Here is a 19,283-nt window from a genome sequence, read left to right as displayed (position 1 = left end):
CACCGCAACTTGTCGTCAGGGAGTCCACCACGCGCGTTTGATTCTTGTCCTTCGCCATGGGCAGGCCGCCGATCATTGCTCCGTACCGCGCCACCTCCTGCGAAGGTGGAAGGCGGCCATCTTGGGCTGGCGATCCCGGGTGAAGATGCCCTTCCGGTTGCCACCGACGCGCATGATGCCGCTGGTGGTCGCGAAGTCCGCGAAGTTCCAGATCTGTTCGCCGATAACGGCGTCGAAGGAGTCGAAGACCCGCTCGTTCATCTCGAGGACCTCGACCTGGTACTCCTCGCTCCACGGTTGAGCGGGGGTCTGGTGCAGGCCAGGCATGGTGTCGGCGCCGTACTCGGTGATGATGATCGGCTTGTTCTCGCTAGCCCAGTCCTCCATCTCCTCGCGCCAGTGACGCTCGGCGGCGGCGAGGTCACCGGTGTCGACGTACCAGCCGTAGTAACGGTTGAGGAGAAGGACGTCGGAGTACTGCGAAACCCGGCACGCCCCGTACGGGGCGAGCATGACGTTGACAAAGCTCACCGGGCGGGTGGGGTCAGCGTCACGGGCCACGTCGAAGAGGGGACGGAAGTAGTTTTCTGCCGCCTCGGTCTCGGACTCGGGCTCGTTGGCGATGGACCAGATGATGACGCTGGGGTGGTTCTTGTCACGGGCGATGAGGTCGCGGATGACCTGGGTGTGAACCTTCTGGGTCTCGCCGTTGATGGTCTCCTCGGAGAAGGTGGTGTAGCCCTGGGCGCCAAAATGCCGCCTCCCAAGCCCATGTTCATGCCCACTGCGGGAGTCTCGTCGATGACGAGCAATCCGTGACGATCAGCGTAGTCAAGGACGTGTTCGGAGTAAGGGTAGTGGGAGGTGCGCAGGAAGTTCGCGCCAATCCATTCAAGGCATGCGGCGTCCCGCAGCATGAGAGCGTCGTTGTGGGCTTTTCCGATGGTCTGGTGATCCTCGTGCATGCCGAATCCGGTCAGGTGGACCGGTTCTCCGTTGATGAGGAGGCGATTTCCGTCGACGCGGACCGTGCGCACACCAAAAGCCTGACGGTAGGAATCGACGACGCGCTCCCCGTTGAGCAGGGAGATTTCGGCCTCGTAGAGGTAGCCCTGACCCGGCTGCCAGGGGTGGACCGAGGGGATGCTGGTGGTCGCGGAGGCGCCGATCCCATTGGCAACCTCATAGCCCTCGGCATCGAAAATCGTCACCTGGGTCGTCAGGGAGTCAGAATTCCGCGAGAGGACCGTCCAGCTGACGATTCCGTCATCCCCGTCGAGATCGGTGGTGATGGTGACGTCCTCGACATGTGAGGTCGGACGGCTGCACAGCCAGACATCGCGGTGAATGCCGGCGTAGTTGAAGAAGTCGTGCCAGTACTTCTGCTTAGGGCCCTCAGGCGAGTCGACGACGATGCCCGGCGGAATGGTCTGGAAGGACAGTCGATTGTCGACGCGCACCGTGAGTTGACATTATTCGCCGGTGCGGACGTGGTCGGTGATGTCGGCCTCGAAAGGAAGGTAGCCCCCGGCATGGTTGGCCACCTCGGCATCGTCGACCCAGACGGTGACGGTGTGGGTGGCGGACTCGAAGTGGAAGCCGATCCGATGCTACGGGCGGTGGACAGCGAGGTCTTGTTGCGCGGCTTGCCCGAGATGGCCGAAGCCATCGACCCATAAGGGATGTTGACGAAGGAGTAGAAGATGCCCCAAGCCAGGTAGGTGACGAAGGCATAGATGACGCGCGTCGTCATGGGGAGGTGCCCGGCAGCTGGGAGAAAGAGCAGAATGGCGGAGGCGGCGAGTGGGAACTTCATCCGCATGACCCACGGGGTGAACCGTCCGTGCTTGGTCATCTTGGCATTGTCGATGAGGCGGCCGACCATGATGTCGACGAAGGCGTCGACCAGTCGGGCGGACATGAACAGCGCGCCCACCAAGGCGGCCTTGAGGCCGAACACATTGGTGTAGAAGATCATGAGGAACGAATTCACCAGGTTGAAGGTGAAATTGTTTCCTACGTCGCCGAGCGCGTAACCGATCATGTCGCGAATATCGAAATCGCGAGCGTTCACCGCCTTAGCCTTCTGGCTTTTCGTCGTAGTGGTCGACATTGACAACCCTCTGTGTTTTCGGGGCTGCGACGGTCATCGTCACAGCATTTGTGGACAGGCAACATCGCCTTGTTTAGAGAGTCGCACTGCGGCGCTGAGAACCGCGATCCTTTGCCACGGTTTGCACCCTGTGCATCTCGGGCATGAGGCACGCCGGCCAGCGGTAGAGTCAGAGCATGGGGGTAGGCGAGGGGTCCACCACACCGGTTACCATCAGCGACGTCGCACGGGCTGCCGGTGTTGCTCCGTCCACTGTTTTCCGGGCGTTTTCTCGTCCGGGACTGGTGAGTGTCAAGACGTCGGAACGGATCTTTCAGGTTGCCCGGGAGCTCGGTTATCGTCAGGACGAGGTGCCCAGAGTACCGGCGAGTCGAACCCACCATCAGGGGTGGCATCGAGGTCTTCGACATGTGGAAGGCCCACCCAACCTCGGCCGTCATCGCCTACAACGACCTCATTGCCATCGGATTCATGAGGCGAGCGATGGCTTGTGGGGTGAAGGTTCCTGAGGACGTGGCCGTCATCGGGTCCGACGACATCCCGTTCTCGGCGTTGGTCTCGCCGGCCCTGTCAACGATTTGCGTCAACCAGTTCCAGATGGGCGTGGTCGCCGTCAATCGTCTTCTCGACATGGTGGAGAGGCCGAGTCGGCATGAGCGTCGGGCCCCCAGCGAGGACATCGTCCCGGTGTCCTTCATGGAGCGTGAATCTGGCTGACGAAGTGGGGCAAGTGACGGCAACTCGTTCCAGGAAATGTCGTCACGGGGCACAGTGAATGTCATGTCAACGTCGACTCTCACCCTTTCCGAGGATCGCCTGCTGCCCCGCGAGTCCTCCGCCCTGGCCGCTGCGCGCGAAATCTACCGATCCACGAAGGATCTGCCCATCATTTCTCCCCATGGACACGTTCCGGTGTCATGGATCGCTGATGACCTGGCCTTCTCCGACCCGACGAGCCTGCTCATCACCCCGACCATTACGTGAATCGCCTGCTGCACGCCAATGGTGTCGATCTCGAGGACCTTGGTGTCGGTCGAGAGTCGATGAGTGAGGAGGACAACCGGAATGCCTTCCGAATCCTCTGCGAACACTGGCGCGACTTTGCAGGTACTGCAATGCGTTACTGGCTGGTTGACCAGCTCGTCGGTATTTTTGGCGTCACCGAGCGCCCCAGCGTCGAGACCGCTGATCACATCTATGACGCCATCGCTGAGCACATCGCTCAGCCCGACTTCCGCCCCCGAGCCCTGATGGACTCCTTCGACATTGTCTTCATCGCAACCACCGACGACCCATGCGATGACCTTGACGGCCACGCGCGGTTGGCTGCGGATGAGACCTTCACCCGTCGTGTTGCTCCCACCTTCCGCCCTGACAAGTACCTGGAACCGGCGGCCGAGGGCTGGACGGACCTCCTCGCGAAGCTGTCCGAGGTGAGCGGCTACGACGCGACGACCCTCGACGGGTTCACCGCCGCCATGGAGACTCGTCGTGCCTACTTCAAGGATCACGGAGCGGTCTCCAGTGACCACAGCCACCGTGATCTCGGCACCGTCATTCTTGGCCACGATCGTGCAGCGACGATTTTTGCCGACTCGGTTGCGGGGCAGGCCACTGTTGAGGAGATGACCTTGCTGCGTCGGCATCTCTTCACTGATCAGGCAAGGATGGCCAGTGAGGACGGCCTGACGATGACCGTCCATCCGGCGGTGCACCGCAACCACGACACGTCCGCCTTCCGCCGCTTCGGGGCCGACATCGGCTCTGATGTCCCGATTGCCTTGGAAGCCGTCGACTCCCTGCACTCGTTGCTCGACAAATTTGGGAACACCGACCTCAAGCTGGTCATCTTCACGATCGACGAGACCCTTTATTCGCGGGAAATCGCTCCGCTGGCCGGTTGGTACCGCAGCCTCTACATAGGAGTGCCCTGGTGGTTCATCGACGCCCCCGAGTCGGTGAGGAGGTTCAAGCACGCCATCACGGAGATGGCTGGGTTCAGCAGGGTGAGCGGCATGATCGACGACACTCGCGCCTTCTGCTCGATTCCTGCACGCCACGACATGAGTCGGCGTCTGGATGCCGCCCATCTCGCCGAACTGGTGGTTTCAGGCAGGCTTGACCTGGACGAGGCGGTCGAGATTGCTCACCGACTCGTCGTGGAGCAGCCCGCCCACGTCTTCGGGCTCTGATCCGGAGGAGATGCCATGAGACTCGATCTCGATTCTCTGCGTGGTTCCGTACTGACGGATGCCGGCATCAGCGTTCCCACTTTCGATGTCGAACGAATGCGTAGTCAGACCCATGATCATCCGCGCTGGATGCATATTGGTCCCGGAAACCTGTTCCGCGTCCACATCGCTCGGCTGGCTCAAGACGTCATGAATTCGGGAGCGGAACAGTGCGGCGTCGCTGTCGTTGCGCAGCGGAGTCCGCAGCGCCTCGATCGTGGCCTTGGCGACCATGACCTGCTGACCCTGGGAGTCACTTCCCATGCTGATGGCCACACTGACTTCGGAGCCATCGCCTCCATCAGCGAAGGACTGGCCTACCGACGTACTGACGATTTCCGTCGCATCACCGGGATCGCATGTGCTGACTCCCTGCAGCTGATCACCCTGACGATCACGGAGAAGGGCTACCAGCTCACCGGGTACGACGGTTCCTTCCAGGACGCCGTCGTCGAGGATTTGGGCCGCGACCCCATGACCGATGCGATGTCGACGACGATGGCCCTTGTCGCCGCCCTTCTGGTGCAGCGCTCGCACGCCGATGCCACTCCGGTTGCACTGGTCTCCTGTGACAATTTCTCCCACAACGGAGACAAGCTCCGCACCTCAGTGCTGACGATCGCCGAGGAGTGGGAGAAGAGGGGAACTATCGACCACGAGGTCGTCGAATGGATCTCGGAGAAGGTCGCCTTCCCGATCTCGGTCATCGACAAGATCACTCCTGCCCCCTCGCAGAAGATTGCCGACCAACTCGCCTCGATGGGGTTCGAGGACATGTCGATTGACCCCGACGCCGGGGTGGCGGGATTCGTCAACACCGAGCCGGCCGAATACCTCGTCATCGAGGATTGCCTCCCGAATGGGCGCCCGGAGCTGGAGAAGGCTGGAGTCCACTTCACCGACCGTGACACGTGCGACCGATTCGAGCGGATGAAGGTGACGACCCGCCTCAATCCGCTGCACACTGCTCTGGCCGTCACCGGCGTGCTGCTGCGCAAGCCCACTATCGACGAGGCCATCAAGGATCCCGGTCTCGCTGGCCTGGTGCACCGTCTGGGATGGCAGGAGGGGATACCGGTCGTCAGTGTCCCCGGGATTGTCGATCCCAGGGAATTCCTCCGGGAGGTTGAAGAGGAACGCTTCCCGAACGCATTCCTGGGCGATACACCAAGTCGAATTGCGACTGATTCCTCACAGAAGATTCCGATCCGTTTCGGCGAGACCATCAAGTCCTATCTTGCCGATGATTCCTTGGACGTCGCGTCGCTACGGGCGATCCCCTTCATCCTTGCCGCCTGGTGTCGATACCTCATGGGAATCGCCGATGACGGCAAGCCGGTCGAGCTTTCCCCCGATCCTCTGCTCGATGATCTTAAACCCGTTGTGGCAGGGGTTCATCTGGGTGACGAGGATCCCAAGGCCATCACCCCCCATCCTGCGTCGCGCCGACATCTTCGGTGTGGACCTGACGACGACGCCACTGGCGGAGCTCGTTGAACAATTCTTCATTCGTCTGACGGCCGAGCCGGGTGCCGTCAGGGCGGTTCTGGACAAGGAGTTCGCACAATCATGAAGATGACATTTCGGTGGTACGGTCCGGAAACCGATCCCATCACCCTGCAAAATATCCGTCAGATTCCCGGAACCAGCGGAATCATGGGAGCAATGGACTGGATTCCGGTCGGAGAGGTGTGGTCAGGGGAGGAGATTTCCTCCTACGTCCAGAAGGTCAATGAGGCCGGCCTGGAGTGCGAGGTCATCGAGTCGGTGAACGTCCATGAGGACATCAAGCTCGGCAAGCCGTCTCGTGACACCTACATCGCCAATTACTGCAAGACCCTGGAGAATCTCGCAGCTCATGGGATCAAAGTGGTCGTCTACAACTTCATGCTGGTGTTCGACTGGCTGCGCACCGAGCTCTTCCACCGCAATGAGGATGGGTCGACCTGCCTGTACTACGACCACGAGGAGCTCGAGGGTCTGACTCCTCAGGACATTGTCAAGGTCACCCTGGATTCGTCGGCCTTTCCGCTGCCCGGTTGGGAGCCTGAGCGACTGGCCGACCTCGACGAGGTGATGGCCCAGTACGCCGACATGGCTCCGGACCAGCTGCGCGACAACTATCGCTACTTCTTGGAGGGAATTGCTCCGACCTGTGAAAAGGTCGGTATCCGGATGGCTGTCCACCCCGATGATCCCGCCTGGGACATCTTCGGAATTCCACGCGTCGTTCACAGCGATTCAGATTTACAGAAGGTCGTCGATCTCGTTGATTCCCCGGCGAACTCGCTGTGTGTGTGCGCAGGGTCACTGGGGTCAAATCCCGACACTGATGTTCCTGCCATTTTCACGAAGTACGGAGACATGGGACGAATTGCTGCGGCTCATGTCCGCAACGTGAAGTTCCTAGGACACAAGAAATTCAAGGAAGCGGCACATATCTCCAGTGATGGATCGCTGGACATGTACGCCATCATGAAGGCCATTCACGATCACTGCCCGGACGTCTACATTCGTCCGGACCACGGTCGGATGATCTGGGGAGAGATGGGCCGACCGGGATACCCGCTGTACGACCGCGCTCTCGGAATCACCTACCTTAATGGCTTGTGGGAGGCCATCGAAAAGGCGTCCGCCAGCTGATTCAGCCGATCACTGGAGATGACCGGACCAGTCCTCGGCGGTTGTGTCGCACTCGTGGCATGCAGGCTGTTGATGAAGCCAGGCTCGGTCGTTCTGTGTGGTGGAGTCGTGATCGTTTCGGAATGTCTATTCGCTGGGAAGAATATACTTTTTCGGTGCGTGATGAATGGGTGAGGTCGGTCGAGAGGATGATCGCCAGGGATTATCAATACGCTATTCTCACTGCCACACATCATGATGGATATGCGTTGTTCGAGTCTGTATCTTCGCTACCCGACGGCCAAGGTATTAGGTTGAGACTTCGTTGCTGAGTTTCTCGTAGCCGTTCGGAACCGTGGGATCTGGGTAGGCTTGTACCCTTCCCTCAGCGACTGGTCATGACCGGACTTCCCGCACCATGACGACCGTCAGCACCCGATGCGGGGTGTCGCCCCTGATTATGTGCCAGATCTGGAGTCCTTTCGGCAATTTTTGCATGGTCAGGTGAGAGAACTGTGTTCCGGTTATGGACCGCTCGACGTCCTCTGGTTCGACTTCTCCTCCCCGGGGACGGGGCCGTAGCAGTGGGGTGCTGACGAGCCCATTCGGATCGTCCGTGAGTTGCAGCCTGACGCGATCGTGGTTAACCGCCAATTTCTGCGCTTGAGAACAGCATGCGATCATCTCGCAGATAGGATTCTTGCGAGCTGGACATGTTGGGAGGCGATGGGTGATGGCCGGCAGTGGGACCACGACTCTCAAGGGCCAGACCGGGCCGCGGGCACGTCAGCTTGCGATCGCCGAGGCGGTCGTTCGAGCGGGGTCGGTCACCGTCGAGGACCTCGTCGAGGCCACCGGTGTATCTGCCATGACGGTTTATCGCGACCTTGCGACCCTCGAGGCCAGTGGAGTGCTGCAGCGCCATCGCGGCCGGGTGGTTGCGGTTGCCAACGGTTTGCACGAGGCGGACGCCACATTTCGGCTGGAGCAGAGTTCGACGGACAAGCAGGCGGTAGCCGACCTTGCCGGAGATCTCATTGGCCCAGGATGCTCGATCATGCTCGACGACTCGACGTCGGGAGTGTGGCTGCTGCGGTCCCTCGGAGACCACTCACCACTGACGGTTGTCACCAATTCACTCTTGGTGGCCGACGAGGTCATTGCCAATGGTTCGGACAAACTCGTCGTCTCAGGTGGCGAGTACCAGTCCTGGGCGAAGTCGTTGATGGGCCCCGCGGCGGTTCGGATGATCCGTTCCATGCACGCGGATCTGTGCTTTCTGTCCGCCTCGGGGATCTTCGAGGCCGGGTGTTATCACCCGTATCAGGAGGTCGTTGAGGTCAAGCGGGCCATGCTCGAGTCAGCCGAGAAGCGGGTCCTGCTGCTCGACCACACCAAGTTCGGACGACGCGCGCTGTTCAAATTTGCCGATCTGACGGAATTTGATCACGTCGTCGTCGATGCCCACACCCCACACGGGATTCTTGACCAGCTGCGCGACCTCGGGGTTCACCTCATGGTGGCAGAAGGCCCTACGAAGAAGTCGTGATCATTGGCGGAGTAATTTTCTCCCATCCCCTTGACCCGGAACGTGTGCGGTGACACGATGAATTGACACCCGCTGATGGCGGATGGCCCTATCGCCTTGGTTTTGGGTTTGCGAAGGGTAATCGGTGGAGTGCGTCTGTGTGGACGCTGAGCCGGAAACCACATGGTCACAGATGTCGATCGGATCTATTTCGGCGATGAGGACCAGCAAACACAATCACGAGGAAGTGATCATGGCTGAAATCGTCATTGGTGTCGATGGGGGAACGACCGCGGTCAAGGCGGTCGCATTCAGTCTCTCAGGCGACGTCGTCTCGACCCGTCATGAATCGGTCCCAGTCAAGTACGGCGATCATGGCGAGGCTGAGCAGGACATGAATCAGATCTGGGAGGCTGTCGCAGCCTGTATCCACAGTGTCGCGGATGCCTTGGGTCCAGAGGACGACGTCGTGGCGGTCGGTCTCACCGGGCAGGGTGACGGAGCGTGGCTGATAGACGAGGATGGGGCTCCTGTCCGGCCTGCAGCAATGTGGCTGGATGGTCGGGCCAGCGAACGTGTCGAGCAGTGGAATGACGATGGTCGAGCGTCCCGGGTGTTTGACGTGACAGGGACGAAGGTCTTCGGCGGGCTCTTCCCCGTTCTCATGGAGGAGCTGTTGGAGACGGATGGGTCACGTGTCCGCCGCGCAGCGACTCATCTCAACTGCAAGGACTGGATACGATTCAAGCTCACAGGAAATCGTCTCACGGATTACACCGAAGCTTCCCGGTCATATCTGGATGCGACGACTGCTCAGGGATTCTCGCGCGGATTGGCGGAGGATTTGGGGCAGTCGGAATTACTTGACCTTCTTCCGGAAATCCGCCGTTCCGAGGACATCGGGGGTTATCTCACGGAAGAGGCATCCCATGAGGTGGGGCTTCCGGTCGGTACTCCGGTCGGAGTGGGCATGCTTGACATTGCTGTCACTGGCGTCGGTCTGGGTGCGGCCCACGACGGGGAGGGCTGGCTGATTCTGGGAACCACTGGATTCGTCGGGACCCTACTGCCGTCCATCGAGGACCGTAGGTCCAAGGAGTCCATGCTGGTGGCGACCGGTCGTGGCACCCAGGTGCTGGAATTCATGGCACCCATGACGGGCACGCCAAACCTTGACTGGATCCGACGGACCCTGAGGTTGGCCGATGAGAGCTGGCAGAGCATCGAGGCCCGCGCTCGCCGGTCCACCCCTGGGGCGAATGGCGTCGTGTACCTGCCCTATGCCTCCCCTGGGGGCGAGCGCGCGCCCTTCGTCGACACCAACGCCAGCGCATCGTGGATGGGGATGTCGCTCACCACGACCCCCGAGGACGTGTTGCGCAGCGTCTATGAGGGCGTTGCGTTGTCCCTGGCTGACTGCGTCTCACACTTGGCGATGAGTGGCGATCTCGTCGTGTCTGGCGGTGGGTTCAGGTCCGACCTGGTCTGCGAGATTCTCGCTGACATTACGGGCAGGTGTGTGGTGCGACAGAGCGCGCCGGAGGCCGGAGCTCGCGGAGCAGCTGTTCTTGCCCTGGTCGCGGCCGGCCGTTACGACACGATCGGGGACGCCTCTGCAGCCATGGCATGTTCCTTCGAGACCTTCGACCCGCATCCGGAGCGCGGTGAGATTTACCAGGCCGTCGCGAATGTGTATTCCGAATCCCGTAGTGCCATCAGACCGATGTGGCCCCGGATGAGAGCCCTTCGACAGATCAAGGAGGCTGACAATGAGCGTTGATTCTCCAGTGAAAGTCCTTGTGGCAGGTGATCAGTTCGAGACGGTCGAGGTGCTTGGTGGCGCCTTGCGCAAGGCTGTCCCCGATGCCGAGATCACTGAGCTGTCATCACAGTGGCCCATCACACCCATGGGCGACATCGACGAAGTGCACGAGGCAGCCGGTGACGTGGGTGAACTCATTCATGCGCTCCAAGGGATCGATGTGTGTGTCAGCCACACCTATCCATTCACGGACGAGGTGTTTGACGCCTGTCCCGATCTCAAACAGGTGACCATTACCCGGGGCGGTCCGGTCAACGTCGACATCGAGTCGGCCACTCGACACGGGGTCCAGGTGACTTACGCACCGGGACGCAATGCGACGGCAACAGCCGAACACACCGTCGCCATGATCATGGCGACGGTACGACAAATCCCTGCTCACCACATCACCTTGACCTCAGGCACCTGGGAGGGCGACGCATACCGATACGACCGGGTGGGTATGGAGATCAGCCACAATGACGTAGGAGTTGTCGGCTGTGGTGCAGTCGGTTCCCGGGTAGCGATGATCATGGCGGCCATGGGAGCCACGGTGCGGGTGTTCGACCCCTGGGCCGATCCCGACTCGATGCCAGATGGCGTCACGGTCTGTGATGACTTCGACGAGGTGCTGAAGGTGAGTCGCATCCTGACGCTTCATGCCCGAGCCAACGAGAACAACCGTCACATGATTGGGGCTGAGCAGCTCGCGGAAATGCCTGCGGGTTCCGTCCTCGTCAATTGCGCTCGCGGTTCACTCGTCGACTACGACGCAGTGTGTGATGCCATCGAGAGTGGCCATCTCTACGCTGCCGCCTTTGACTGTCTACCCCGCGAGCCGTTGCCGCCGGATTCCAGACTGCTGCACACTCCGCGCGTGGTCCTCACCCCACACGTCGCCGGGGCATCCAGGCAGGCTGCAGAACTTGCGGCGCGTATTGCAGCTGACGATGTCGCTGCACTGGTGCAGGGACACACTCCCACATACCTTGCCAACCCCGATGTCATCGATTGAGTTAGGAGAACAACATGCTCTTGGAACAAGAACGACAGGCTGTCGTCGACACATGCCGCACCATGCAAGCCCAGGGACTGGTCGTGGGAACTGCAGGAAATGTGTCGATCCGCGTCGACGACATGGTCGTCATCTCGCCGTCCGCAGTGCCTTACGAGGAACTGACTGCGACCGACATCGGGGTCCATGACATGGATGGCAAGGCCATCGAGGCGAAGTACAAGCCTTCCTCGGAGCTGCCGCTGCACCTGAGTGTCTATCGAGCCAGCGGCACAGGGGCGATCACGCACAACCATGCCCCGGCATCAACAGCTCTGGGCCTTGTCGTCGACGAGATTCCGTGGTCTCACTACTACTCCGGAATGTTTGGCGGCGCCGTTCGAGTTGCACCGTACGCCGAGTTCGGAACCGATGAGCTGGCACGTAACGTCACGAAGGCGCTTGAGGGACGATGCGCAGCTCTGATGGCCAATCACGGTGCGATCACGACGGGGCCGACGGTTGACAGGGCTCTCTCCCTGCTCCCGTACCTCGAGTACATTTGTGAGGTGCACCTCCGTGCAATGTCCACTGGCCGTCCCATCAAAGTACTTGATGAGGAGCAAATTACTGATGCCACACAGGGGATTGCCGGTTACAAGCCGAAGGCTGCCGACGAAGACTGAATACCAGGGACGGCGTTGCGTCGCCTCAGCCCCTGAAACGTCCGGAACATAAGGAGAAAGCGGATGCCGGACCTCGTACGCGGCATGGTCATACCATCTGCCACGAGCCAGACGTTGCAGGCTGCCCTGGCGGCTCCCTCACCGAATGTTTTGCTGACTGGTGTGGCTCTTGACGAGCTTCCAGAACGTGCGAAACAGGTGCTGGGGGCCGGGAAGCACGCGATTGTTCACGCTGACATGACATCGGGCTTACATCCAAACGCGGCGGGGCTGTCGTTCCTGAAGGATCATTGCGGAGTTGAGACGATCATCAGCACCAATGCCAAGGTCATCGAGACAGCTCGACGCCATCACCTACAGACAGTATTCAGGGTGTTCCTGCTCGACTCAATAGCGCTGCGAACTGCGGCGCGCACGTTGGGAAACATTCACGTCGATGCCGTGGAGATCCTGCCGGGGCCGATGGCAAGGTCCGTCATCGAGCACATACGGGCCACCGGTCCTGATCGCACATTGCTTGCGGGTGGTTTTGTCCGGACGTCGCAGCTCGTCGAGGATCTGTTTCGCGCCGGGTTCGACGGGGTGACGACGTCATACCCTCCGCTGTGGCAGAGAACGTCGCTGAGTCAAGGCACTCGCTAAAACAGCGTGTCGGATCACCTGTCGTCATCCGCTGACACAGTATGCAAAACGTGTCCGGAGAAGGAGAGCAGTTATGTTGGAGCATCTCAAGGCCGAGGTCTGTGATGGGAACCTCGAGCTCCCACGCCATGGCCTTGTGACATGGACATCGGGGAATTTGTCAGCCCGCGATCCGCAGACTGGGTTGGTCGTCATCAAGCCGTCTGGCATGGCTTATGAAAGGATGACGCCGGACGACATGGTCGTCGTCGATCTTGACGGCAAGGTCGTCGAGGGGGTGCACGGACCATCGTCCGACACGGCGTCCCACCTGTACGTGTACCGCCGGCGTCATGACATTCGCAGCATCATTCACACTCACTCGACCTTCGCAACGGCGTGGGCTGCGACCGGTCAGGACATCCCGTGCTGCTTGACGGCCATTGCCGACGAGTTCGGCGGGCCGGTACCGTGCGGCGACTATGCCCAGATCGGTACCGAGCAGATCGGTGAGCAGATCATGAGGTTCGTTGATCAGTGCCCTGCGGTCCTGCTGAAGAAGCACGGTGTCTTCACCGTTGGCACGTCGATCGCGAGGGCCGTCAAGGCTGCTGTCATGGTGGAGGACGTCGCCCGGACCGTGACCTACGCGAAGCTGATCGGGGAGATCTCGCCGTTACCGCAGTCCGAGATCGATGCAAACCATGACCGATACACCAATCGGTATGGAACCGCGGCTGCATCGTCAGGTGTGACGCTCTGACGGGACGCGTTCCCGGAATGCCCCCTGCTATCACGTCCGGTCAGACCTGACAGCAGGGGGCAATTTGGCATCGCGTGGCTGGAGCCTGCGCCAGTGCGCAGAGGGGGAAGGATTCAACTGTGGCGAAATCCACACCCGAATCCCTTACTTTTCACATCAACAGTGTTAATATCAACACTATGAGTCGTTGCTTCTCGCATTTGCGAGTGAGACTCCCCAACGCACGGCAACAAAGCATGGAGGGATCATGGGACTGAGAATCGTCGTCGCCGCAGATCCGGCGGCAGTGCAGTACAAGGACGCCATCAAGGCCGATCTCGAGGCTGATGGGCGAGTCGACGAGGTGATCGACGTCGGCGTCCAGGAGGGTGCTGACACCCTGTACCCGCACATCGGCGTCAAGGGAGCCCACGTCATCAAGGATGGCAAGGCCGATCGAGGCATTTTCCTCTGCGGCACCGGAATGGGCATGGCCATTACCGCCAACAAGGTGCCGGGCATCCGAGCCTGCACCGCCCACGACTCCTTCTCCGTGGAGCGCCTCATCATGTCCAACGACGCCCAGGTCCTGTGCCTGGGACAGCGCGTTATCGGGCTCGAGCTCGCTCGTCGTCTGGCCCGCGAGTTCATCGGGTACACCTTCGACCCGAGCTCTCACTCCAAGACCAACGTCGATCTCATCAACGCCTACGAATCAGGCGACATCGCCGGGGAGGCTGCCCCGGGCAGCTGCTGCTGACACCGGTGTGGCGCGGGAGCCGATGACCGCGCCACCCACTTCACACCTCACATCTGAGCCACCCCACCCCCTGGGGGGACGACCTCCAGGACGCCCAGAAAGACCGTGTGCAGCACCGTCGTTGCCCACGGACATCCGATCGCGGGTAGATCCCGCCCTCATGAAGGAACACCGATGTTCACCACCTCTGTTGGAGTCTTCATCTTCGGGCTCCTCGCCGCCATCGCCGGCGGCGCTGTCGGAGCTGCCATTGGCGGCAACTACGCCTTCGTCCTCACCGGCTTCTGCGTGCTGGCCTCCTGGGGAGTCTTTGCCGCAACCGGAAACACCTTCGGCCTGGACTACCTGGCCTTCGGTCCCTTCATGGGACCGCACATCGCTTTCGCCGGCGGCGTCGCGGGAGCCATTTACGCCCGCTACCGTGGCCGTCTCGATGACGGCAAGGACGTCAATACCCCGCTGGCCGGCATCGGCCGCCCTGACATCCTCCTGATCGGTGCCCTCTTCGGCGTTTTTGGATACCTGTGCCAGATTGGCATCTCCAACATCCCGTGGTTCGGCAAGCACACCGACTCCGTTGCCCTGACGGTGCTGATCTCCGGTCTGCTCGCCCGCCTCGCCTTCGGCGGTCTCCCCGGAAAGGGTCTGTTCCACGGCTCCCTGCACAACCCGGAGCTCTTCCACGAAGACGCCACCACCTTCCCGGCCAAGATCAAGCCGGGTCCCAACGGACGGTGGCTGGAGTGGCAGGAGAAGCCCAGCCAGCTGCTGACGATCGGTTCCCTCTTCGGCATCTTCGCCGGTGGAGCCTCGCTCTTCCTGGCCGCCAACGTCGGCGCCCGCCTCACCAAGATGGGCTTCGACAACAACCTGGCCGCCCTCAACGCCAACAGCTTCTGCTTCGGAATCTCGGCCGTCATCATCCTGTTCCTCATCACCAACCGGAACATGCCGGTCCAGCATCACGTGACGAACATCGCCGGCCTGGCCGCAGTGCAGTTCTTCCCGCTGCTGATGGGCAAGAGCATTGGCACCTATACCTGGACGGCCACCTCGACGTGGGATTCCCACACCTGGGGAATGGCGGCGGTCGCCCTGCTCATCGCCGCGATCTTCGGCATCTTCGCCGCCGGTCTCGGCGAGTTCTGCGCACGGCTTTGGTACGACCGCGGCACCAGCCACATCGACCCGCCTGCTGCTGCCATCTGGCTGAGCAACACCGTGGTCGTCACACTGGCTGCCCTGTTCGCCTGATCTGACCCAAGGAAGTAGCAAGTATGAATGACGTCATCGACGCACCAACCACATTCGCCAATGCCTATGTCTTCGACATGGACGGCACCATCTACCTTGGCGACCACCTCCTGCCTGGTGCCCGCCGCATGATTGAGGAGCTGCGTCGTCGCGAGATTCCCGTGAGGTTCCTATCGAACAACCCGACGAAGGATCCGAGTCAGTACGTCGAGAAGCTCGAGAAGCTGGGCCTGCCGACCGCTATCGAGGACATCTCCAACACAGTCGTGACGACGACGCGCTGGCTGGTCAACAACCACCCGGACGCCAGGGTCTTCGCCATCGCGGAGGAGCCCCTCAAGCGGAGCTTGCAGGAGGCCGGTGTCGAACTGTGCGAGGATCCCGAGAAGATCGACATCGTCATCGCCTCGTACGATCGCACCTTCGATTACCGCAAGCTGCAGATCGCCTTCGACGCCATCTGGTTCCACAAGCGCGCCTTCCTCGTCCAGACCAATCCGGACCGGTTCTGCCCCTTCCCGGGCGGCCGCGGCGAGCCCGATTGCGCTGCCATCACAGCAGCCATCGAGGCGTGTACCGGACAGCAGTGCAAGGTCAGCCTGGGGAAACCATCCCCGGTCATGCTCACCGAGGCGCTGTCCGGGCTCGACGTCGATCCGTCGGATTGCGTCATGGTCGGTGACCGACTGCAGACCGACATTCAGATGGCCCTCGACACCGGCATGAAATCAGCCTGCGTGCTGACCGGTGAGGCCACCGCGGATGACGTCGCAGCACTGGATGCCGAGCACCGTCCAACCTGGACCCTGGATCGCATTGACCGGCTGATCCCTGCCTCGGCATGGCAGGAACTCGGCTGGACCGAAGACAACGACTGACACGACGACGGGGCTGCGAGCATCGCGGCCACAGCCCCTCAAGACACACTCACAGGAGACAACGATGTTGAACAACGGCCCTTACCTCTTGGGCATTGACTACGGCACCGAGTCGTGCCGAGTGGCAATTTTCGACCTTGAAGGACGTCCGCTGACTTTCGCAGCGACCCCGTACAAGACCACCCACCCCCGTCCAGGCTGGGCCGAACAGGATCCCGAGGAGTGGTGGAAGGCCCTTCAGGCGTCCTGTCATCGTGCCATCGCGGCTGCCGGGATCTCCCCGGCTGCCATCGCCGGTATCTCCTACGACGCCACGACGCTGACGATGGTTGCTATGGACGAGCGTGGCAACGAGCTGCGTCCGGCCATCATGTGGATGGACGTCCGCGCCACGGAGCAGGCCGCTCGCGCGGAGGGATCTGACTCGGTCGCCCGCCTCTACAACGGCGCCGGAACCTCCCCGGCAACCGCCGAGTGGTATCCCTTCAAGGCGGCCTGGCTGCGTGAGCACGAGCCGGAGACCTATCGCAGGACCGCTCACCTCGTCGACGCACCGGACTGGGTGACCTACAAACTCACCGGCGAGTGGACGACCAACATCAACTCCGCCGCTATCCGGATGTACTACAACCGCGACAAGGGCGGCTGGCCGGAGGACTTCTACGAGACCATCGGCTGTGGTGACGTTTTTGACAAGATCCCCGAGCGGGTCCTCGATCTCGGCACCCCGGTCGGCACCCTCGGCACGATTCCTGCTCAGCTGCTCGGCCTGCGTCCGGGAATTCCGGTCGCTCAGGGTCTGGCTGATGCATGGGCCGGCCAGATTGGACTGGGCGTGCTGTCCCCAGGTTCGATGGCTCTCATCACCGGCTCCTCGCACGTGTTGACCGGCCAGTCTGACACTGAGATCCACGGCCAGGGATTCTTCGGCGCGTACACCGACGGCGTCATGCCCGGCCAGTACACCGTCGAGGGCAGCCAGGTCTCGACCGGTTCGGTGCTCAAGTGGTTCAAGGACAACTTCGCCGCCGATTACACCGCTGCCGCAGAGAAGATCGGTCTCAACCCCTACGACGTCCTCAATGAACAGTCCCGGAACATCCGTCCCGGATCCGACGGCCTCATCATCAACGAGTACTTCCAGGGCAATCGCACCCCGTACACCGATTCGAAGGCCCGAGGTATCATCTGGGGACTTTCCCTCATGCACACTCCGGCGCACTTCTACCACGCCATTCAGGAGTCGGTCTGCTACGGCACGGCCCACAACCTGCGCGCCATGAAGGCTGCCGGTTTTGAGGTCGACCGCATGGTCGCCTGCGGCGGTGCCACCAAGAGTCGCAACTGGATGCAGATGCACGCTGACGTCGCAGGCGTCCCGATCGCACTGACCGAGGTTGGCGACGCCGTCGTGCTCGGTACCTGCATGGTCGCCGCCGTCGGTGCCGGCCTGTTCAAGGACCTGCCCGAGGCTGCCAAGCAGATGGTTCACGAGATTGACGTCATCGAGCCCGACCAGGAGCGTCACGAGGAGTACCAGTACTACGTGGACAAGTACTGCGACACCTACCCGCAACTGCGCCCCATGATTCATGACATGGTCGATCACGAGGCCGACAAGAACTGACGATCACACCGACCAGAGGAGAAGTAATGTCCGAATTGATTGACAAGGCATTGGCTGATTGCGACGACACTGACGTCGTGATCATGGGTCACGACGTGCTTGATGAGACCGGGCGCGTGTTCAAGGAACTGTTCGGTGGCGCGAAGGCGATCATCATTGCCGACGAGAACACCTGGGCCGTTGCCGGTGAGCAGACCAAGACGTCCTTCGAGACCCACGGGGTTGAGACCGTCGAGCCGATGATCTTCCCGGGACGTCCCACCGTTTACGCCTGCTACGAGAACATCGAGAAGATCCGTGACCACATCCGTGACCTCGACGGGGTGATTGCCTGTTCCATCGGTTCGGGCACCCTCAATGACCTCACCAAGCGAGCCAGTGACGAGCTGGGGCGGCGCTACATGAACGTCTGCACGGCCGCATCGATGGATGGATATGCCGCCTTCGGCGCCTCCATCACCGAGAACGGTTTTAAACACACCATGAGTTGTCGCGCCCCCCAGGCCCTCATTGCCGATCTGCCGATGATGGCTGGTGCGCCCCAGCGCTGCACCGCCACCGGACTGGGTGACCTCATCGAGAAGATCCCGGCCGGAGCCGACTGGATCGTCGCTGACGAGCTGGGTGTCGAGCCGATTGACCAAGAGGTGTGGGATCTCGTCCAGGGTCCGCTGGCTAGCGCGATCAGTGACCCGGAGGGCCTTGCGAATGGAAAGCCGGAGGCATTCAACGGCCTCGTCGAGGGTCTTGTGATGTCCGGTTTGGCGATGCAGAAGTACCGCATCTCGTCTCGTCCCGCGTCGGGTGCCGGCCACCAGTTCTCCCATGTGTGGGAGATGGAGCATCTCGGTATGGATCAAGAACCCCCGTTGACCCACGGGTTCAAGGTGGGCCTGGGGACCATCTCGGTGCTGGCCCTGTGGGAGAAGGTATTGGAGCATGACTTCACGACTCTTGACGTCGACACCGCCGTCGCCAAGTGGCCCACTGCCGAGGAGATGGAGGCCAAGGTTCGCGCCAACTTCACCGGAGACATGCTGGAGCCAGCCGTCAAGCAGACGATGGACAAGTACCTCGACGCGGATGCCCTGCGCGAGCGTTTGGAGGTCGTGAGGTCGAAGTGGTTGACCATCCAGGAGCGCTGCCGCGCTCAGGTGATGCCTGCGGCCCGCGTCGAGAAGATCATTCAGGCCGTTGGCGGCATCTACCATCCCGCCCAAATCGGCTTGACCCGGGAACGTTTCCACGACACCTACTACCGGTGCCAGATGATCAGGTCGCGGTACACCCTGCTCGACCTGCTGGTGGAGACGGGGACCATCAGCGACTTCGTTGAGCCGCTGTTCCAGTCTGACGGATTCTGGGGTCAGCGCCCCTGGCCGCAGGACTGACAAGGTCCGTCAGAACTGACACATAGACCGTCGTG

Annotated in this window: 13 protein-coding genes and 5 pseudogenes; 16 read left to right on the top strand and 2 right to left on the bottom strand. The window is 61.3% G+C overall.

The features are described from left to right. Positions 1 to 72: 72 nt before the first annotated feature. Positions 73 to 1,607: pseudogene (gene uidA / locus ACP8LP_RS12325) on the bottom strand (beta-glucuronidase); the annotation flags it as partial. Further along, a pseudogene (locus ACP8LP_RS12320) lies at positions 1,595 to 2,113 on the bottom strand (MFS transporter); the annotation flags it as partial. The pseudogenes uidA and ACP8LP_RS12320, both read right to left, overlap by 13 nt. A gap of 176 nt (positions 2,114 to 2,289) precedes the next feature. Here ACP8LP_RS12320 and ACP8LP_RS12315 point away from each other — a divergent pair. The 16 genes and pseudogenes from ACP8LP_RS12315 to ACP8LP_RS12240 form a co-directional block, all read left to right on the top strand. After that, positions 2,290 to 2,394 (top strand): annotated as a pseudogene (locus ACP8LP_RS12315) (TetR family transcriptional regulator); the annotation flags it as partial. Between the two features lie 7 nt (positions 2,395 to 2,401). Next, on the top strand, positions 2,402 to 2,830 hold the full coding sequence (locus tag ACP8LP_RS12310; protein ID WP_465249490.1) for a substrate-binding domain-containing protein: 429 nt from the start codon (positions 2,402 to 2,404) through the stop codon (positions 2,828 to 2,830). Positions 2,831 to 2,893: 63 nt separating this feature from the next. Continuing rightward, positions 2,894 to 4,305, top strand: a pseudogene (uxaC, locus tag ACP8LP_RS12305) (glucuronate isomerase). Positions 4,306 to 4,320: 15 nt separating this feature from the next. Then, positions 4,321 to 5,917, top strand: a pseudogene (locus tag ACP8LP_RS12300) (mannitol dehydrogenase family protein). Next, complete coding sequence (locus ACP8LP_RS12295; protein WP_063279856.1) at positions 5,914 to 6,987, top strand: mannonate dehydratase; 1,074 nt, start codon at positions 5,914 to 5,916, stop codon at positions 6,985 to 6,987. Before ACP8LP_RS12300 ends, ACP8LP_RS12295 begins: the two are co-directional and overlap by 4 nt. Before the next feature lie 712 nt (positions 6,988 to 7,699). Continuing rightward, positions 7,700 to 8,515 (top strand): DeoR/GlpR family DNA-binding transcription regulator, encoded by an 816-nt coding sequence (locus ACP8LP_RS12290; protein WP_063279855.1) that lies wholly within the window; start codon positions 7,700 to 7,702, stop codon positions 8,513 to 8,515. A 232-nt stretch (positions 8,516 to 8,747) separates the two neighbouring features. Further along, a complete protein-coding gene (locus tag ACP8LP_RS12285) occupies positions 8,748 to 10,274 on the top strand; it encodes an FGGY family carbohydrate kinase (protein WP_063279866.1) in 1,527 nt (508 codons plus the stop codon). Beyond that, positions 10,264 to 11,310, top strand: a complete 1,047-nt coding sequence (locus ACP8LP_RS12280) for an NAD(P)-dependent oxidoreductase (RefSeq protein WP_063279854.1) — start codon at positions 10,264 to 10,266, stop codon at positions 11,308 to 11,310. The genes ACP8LP_RS12285 and ACP8LP_RS12280 overlap by 11 nt, the downstream gene beginning before the upstream one ends. A gap of 14 nt (positions 11,311 to 11,324) precedes the next feature. Beyond that, on the top strand, positions 11,325 to 11,975 hold the full coding sequence (locus tag ACP8LP_RS12275; protein ID WP_065672890.1) for a class II aldolase/adducin family protein: 651 nt from the start codon (positions 11,325 to 11,327) through the stop codon (positions 11,973 to 11,975). 63 nt (positions 11,976 to 12,038) lie between these two features. Continuing rightward, positions 12,039 to 12,617, top strand: coding sequence for a glycerol-3-phosphate responsive antiterminator (locus tag ACP8LP_RS12270; protein ID WP_334353322.1), 579 nt, complete (start codon positions 12,039 to 12,041; stop codon positions 12,615 to 12,617). Between the two features lie 73 nt (positions 12,618 to 12,690). Further along, positions 12,691 to 13,359 carry an L-ribulose-5-phosphate 4-epimerase gene (locus tag ACP8LP_RS12265; protein WP_221268531.1) on the top strand — a complete coding sequence of 223 codons (669 nt, stop codon included), beginning with the start codon at positions 12,691 to 12,693 and terminating at the stop codon, positions 13,357 to 13,359. 247 nt (positions 13,360 to 13,606) lie between these two features. Continuing rightward, on the top strand, positions 13,607 to 14,098 hold the full coding sequence (locus ACP8LP_RS12260) for an RpiB/LacA/LacB family sugar-phosphate isomerase (protein WP_063279852.1): 492 nt from the start codon (positions 13,607 to 13,609) through the stop codon (positions 14,096 to 14,098). Between the two features lie 174 nt (positions 14,099 to 14,272). Then, positions 14,273 to 15,352, top strand: a complete 1,080-nt coding sequence (locus ACP8LP_RS12255; RefSeq protein WP_016666558.1) for a DUF7973 family transport facilitator — start codon at positions 14,273 to 14,275, stop codon at positions 15,350 to 15,352. Between the two features lie 23 nt (positions 15,353 to 15,375). Further along, a complete protein-coding gene (locus ACP8LP_RS12250; protein ID WP_016666557.1) occupies positions 15,376 to 16,230 on the top strand; it encodes an HAD-IIA family hydrolase in 855 nt (284 codons plus the stop codon). A gap of 64 nt (positions 16,231 to 16,294) precedes the next feature. After that, positions 16,295 to 17,857 (top strand): FGGY-family carbohydrate kinase, encoded by a 1,563-nt coding sequence (locus tag ACP8LP_RS12245; RefSeq protein ID WP_016666556.1) that lies wholly within the window; start codon positions 16,295 to 16,297, stop codon positions 17,855 to 17,857. A 26-nt stretch (positions 17,858 to 17,883) separates the two neighbouring features. Continuing rightward, positions 17,884 to 19,248: a sn-glycerol-1-phosphate dehydrogenase gene (locus tag ACP8LP_RS12240; protein ID WP_138237732.1), complete on the top strand. Its 1,365-nt coding sequence runs from the start codon at positions 17,884 to 17,886 to the stop codon at positions 19,246 to 19,248. Positions 19,249 to 19,283 lie beyond the last annotated feature (35 nt).

This window comes from Cutibacterium sp. LaCa_89 (genome assembly GCF_058177555.1).
The sequence above is the reverse complement of the archived record's forward strand: the minus strand, read 5'-3'. Positions and strand labels throughout refer to the sequence as shown.

What these genes read in the sequence shown, in the direction of transcription:
- ACP8LP_RS12295 (WP_063279856.1), top strand. Translation starts at nt 5,914, where the DNA reads ATGAAGATGACATTTCGGTGGTACGGTCCGGAAACCGATCCCATCACC.
- ACP8LP_RS12290 (WP_063279855.1), top strand. Translation starts at nt 7,700, where the DNA reads ATGGCCGGCAGTGGGACCACGACTCTCAAGGGCCAGACCGGGCCGCGG.
- ACP8LP_RS12285 (WP_063279866.1), top strand. Translation starts at nt 8,748, where the DNA reads ATGGCTGAAATCGTCATTGGTGTCGATGGGGGAACGACCGCGGTCAAG.
- ACP8LP_RS12280 (WP_063279854.1), top strand. Translation starts at nt 10,264, where the DNA reads ATGAGCGTTGATTCTCCAGTGAAAGTCCTTGTGGCAGGTGATCAGTTC.
- ACP8LP_RS12275 (WP_065672890.1), top strand. Translation starts at nt 11,325, where the DNA reads ATGCTCTTGGAACAAGAACGACAGGCTGTCGTCGACACATGCCGCACC.
- ACP8LP_RS12270 (WP_334353322.1), top strand. Translation starts at nt 12,039, where the DNA reads ATGCCGGACCTCGTACGCGGCATGGTCATACCATCTGCCACGAGCCAG.
- ACP8LP_RS12265 (WP_221268531.1), top strand. Translation starts at nt 12,691, where the DNA reads ATGTTGGAGCATCTCAAGGCCGAGGTCTGTGATGGGAACCTCGAGCTC.
- ACP8LP_RS12260 (WP_063279852.1), top strand. Translation starts at nt 13,607, where the DNA reads ATGGGACTGAGAATCGTCGTCGCCGCAGATCCGGCGGCAGTGCAGTAC.
- ACP8LP_RS12255 (WP_016666558.1), top strand. Translation starts at nt 14,273, where the DNA reads ATGTTCACCACCTCTGTTGGAGTCTTCATCTTCGGGCTCCTCGCCGCC.
- ACP8LP_RS12250 (WP_016666557.1), top strand. Translation starts at nt 15,376, where the DNA reads ATGAATGACGTCATCGACGCACCAACCACATTCGCCAATGCCTATGTC.
- ACP8LP_RS12245 (WP_016666556.1), top strand. Translation starts at nt 16,295, where the DNA reads ATGTTGAACAACGGCCCTTACCTCTTGGGCATTGACTACGGCACCGAG.
- ACP8LP_RS12240 (WP_138237732.1), top strand. Translation starts at nt 17,884, where the DNA reads ATGTCCGAATTGATTGACAAGGCATTGGCTGATTGCGACGACACTGAC.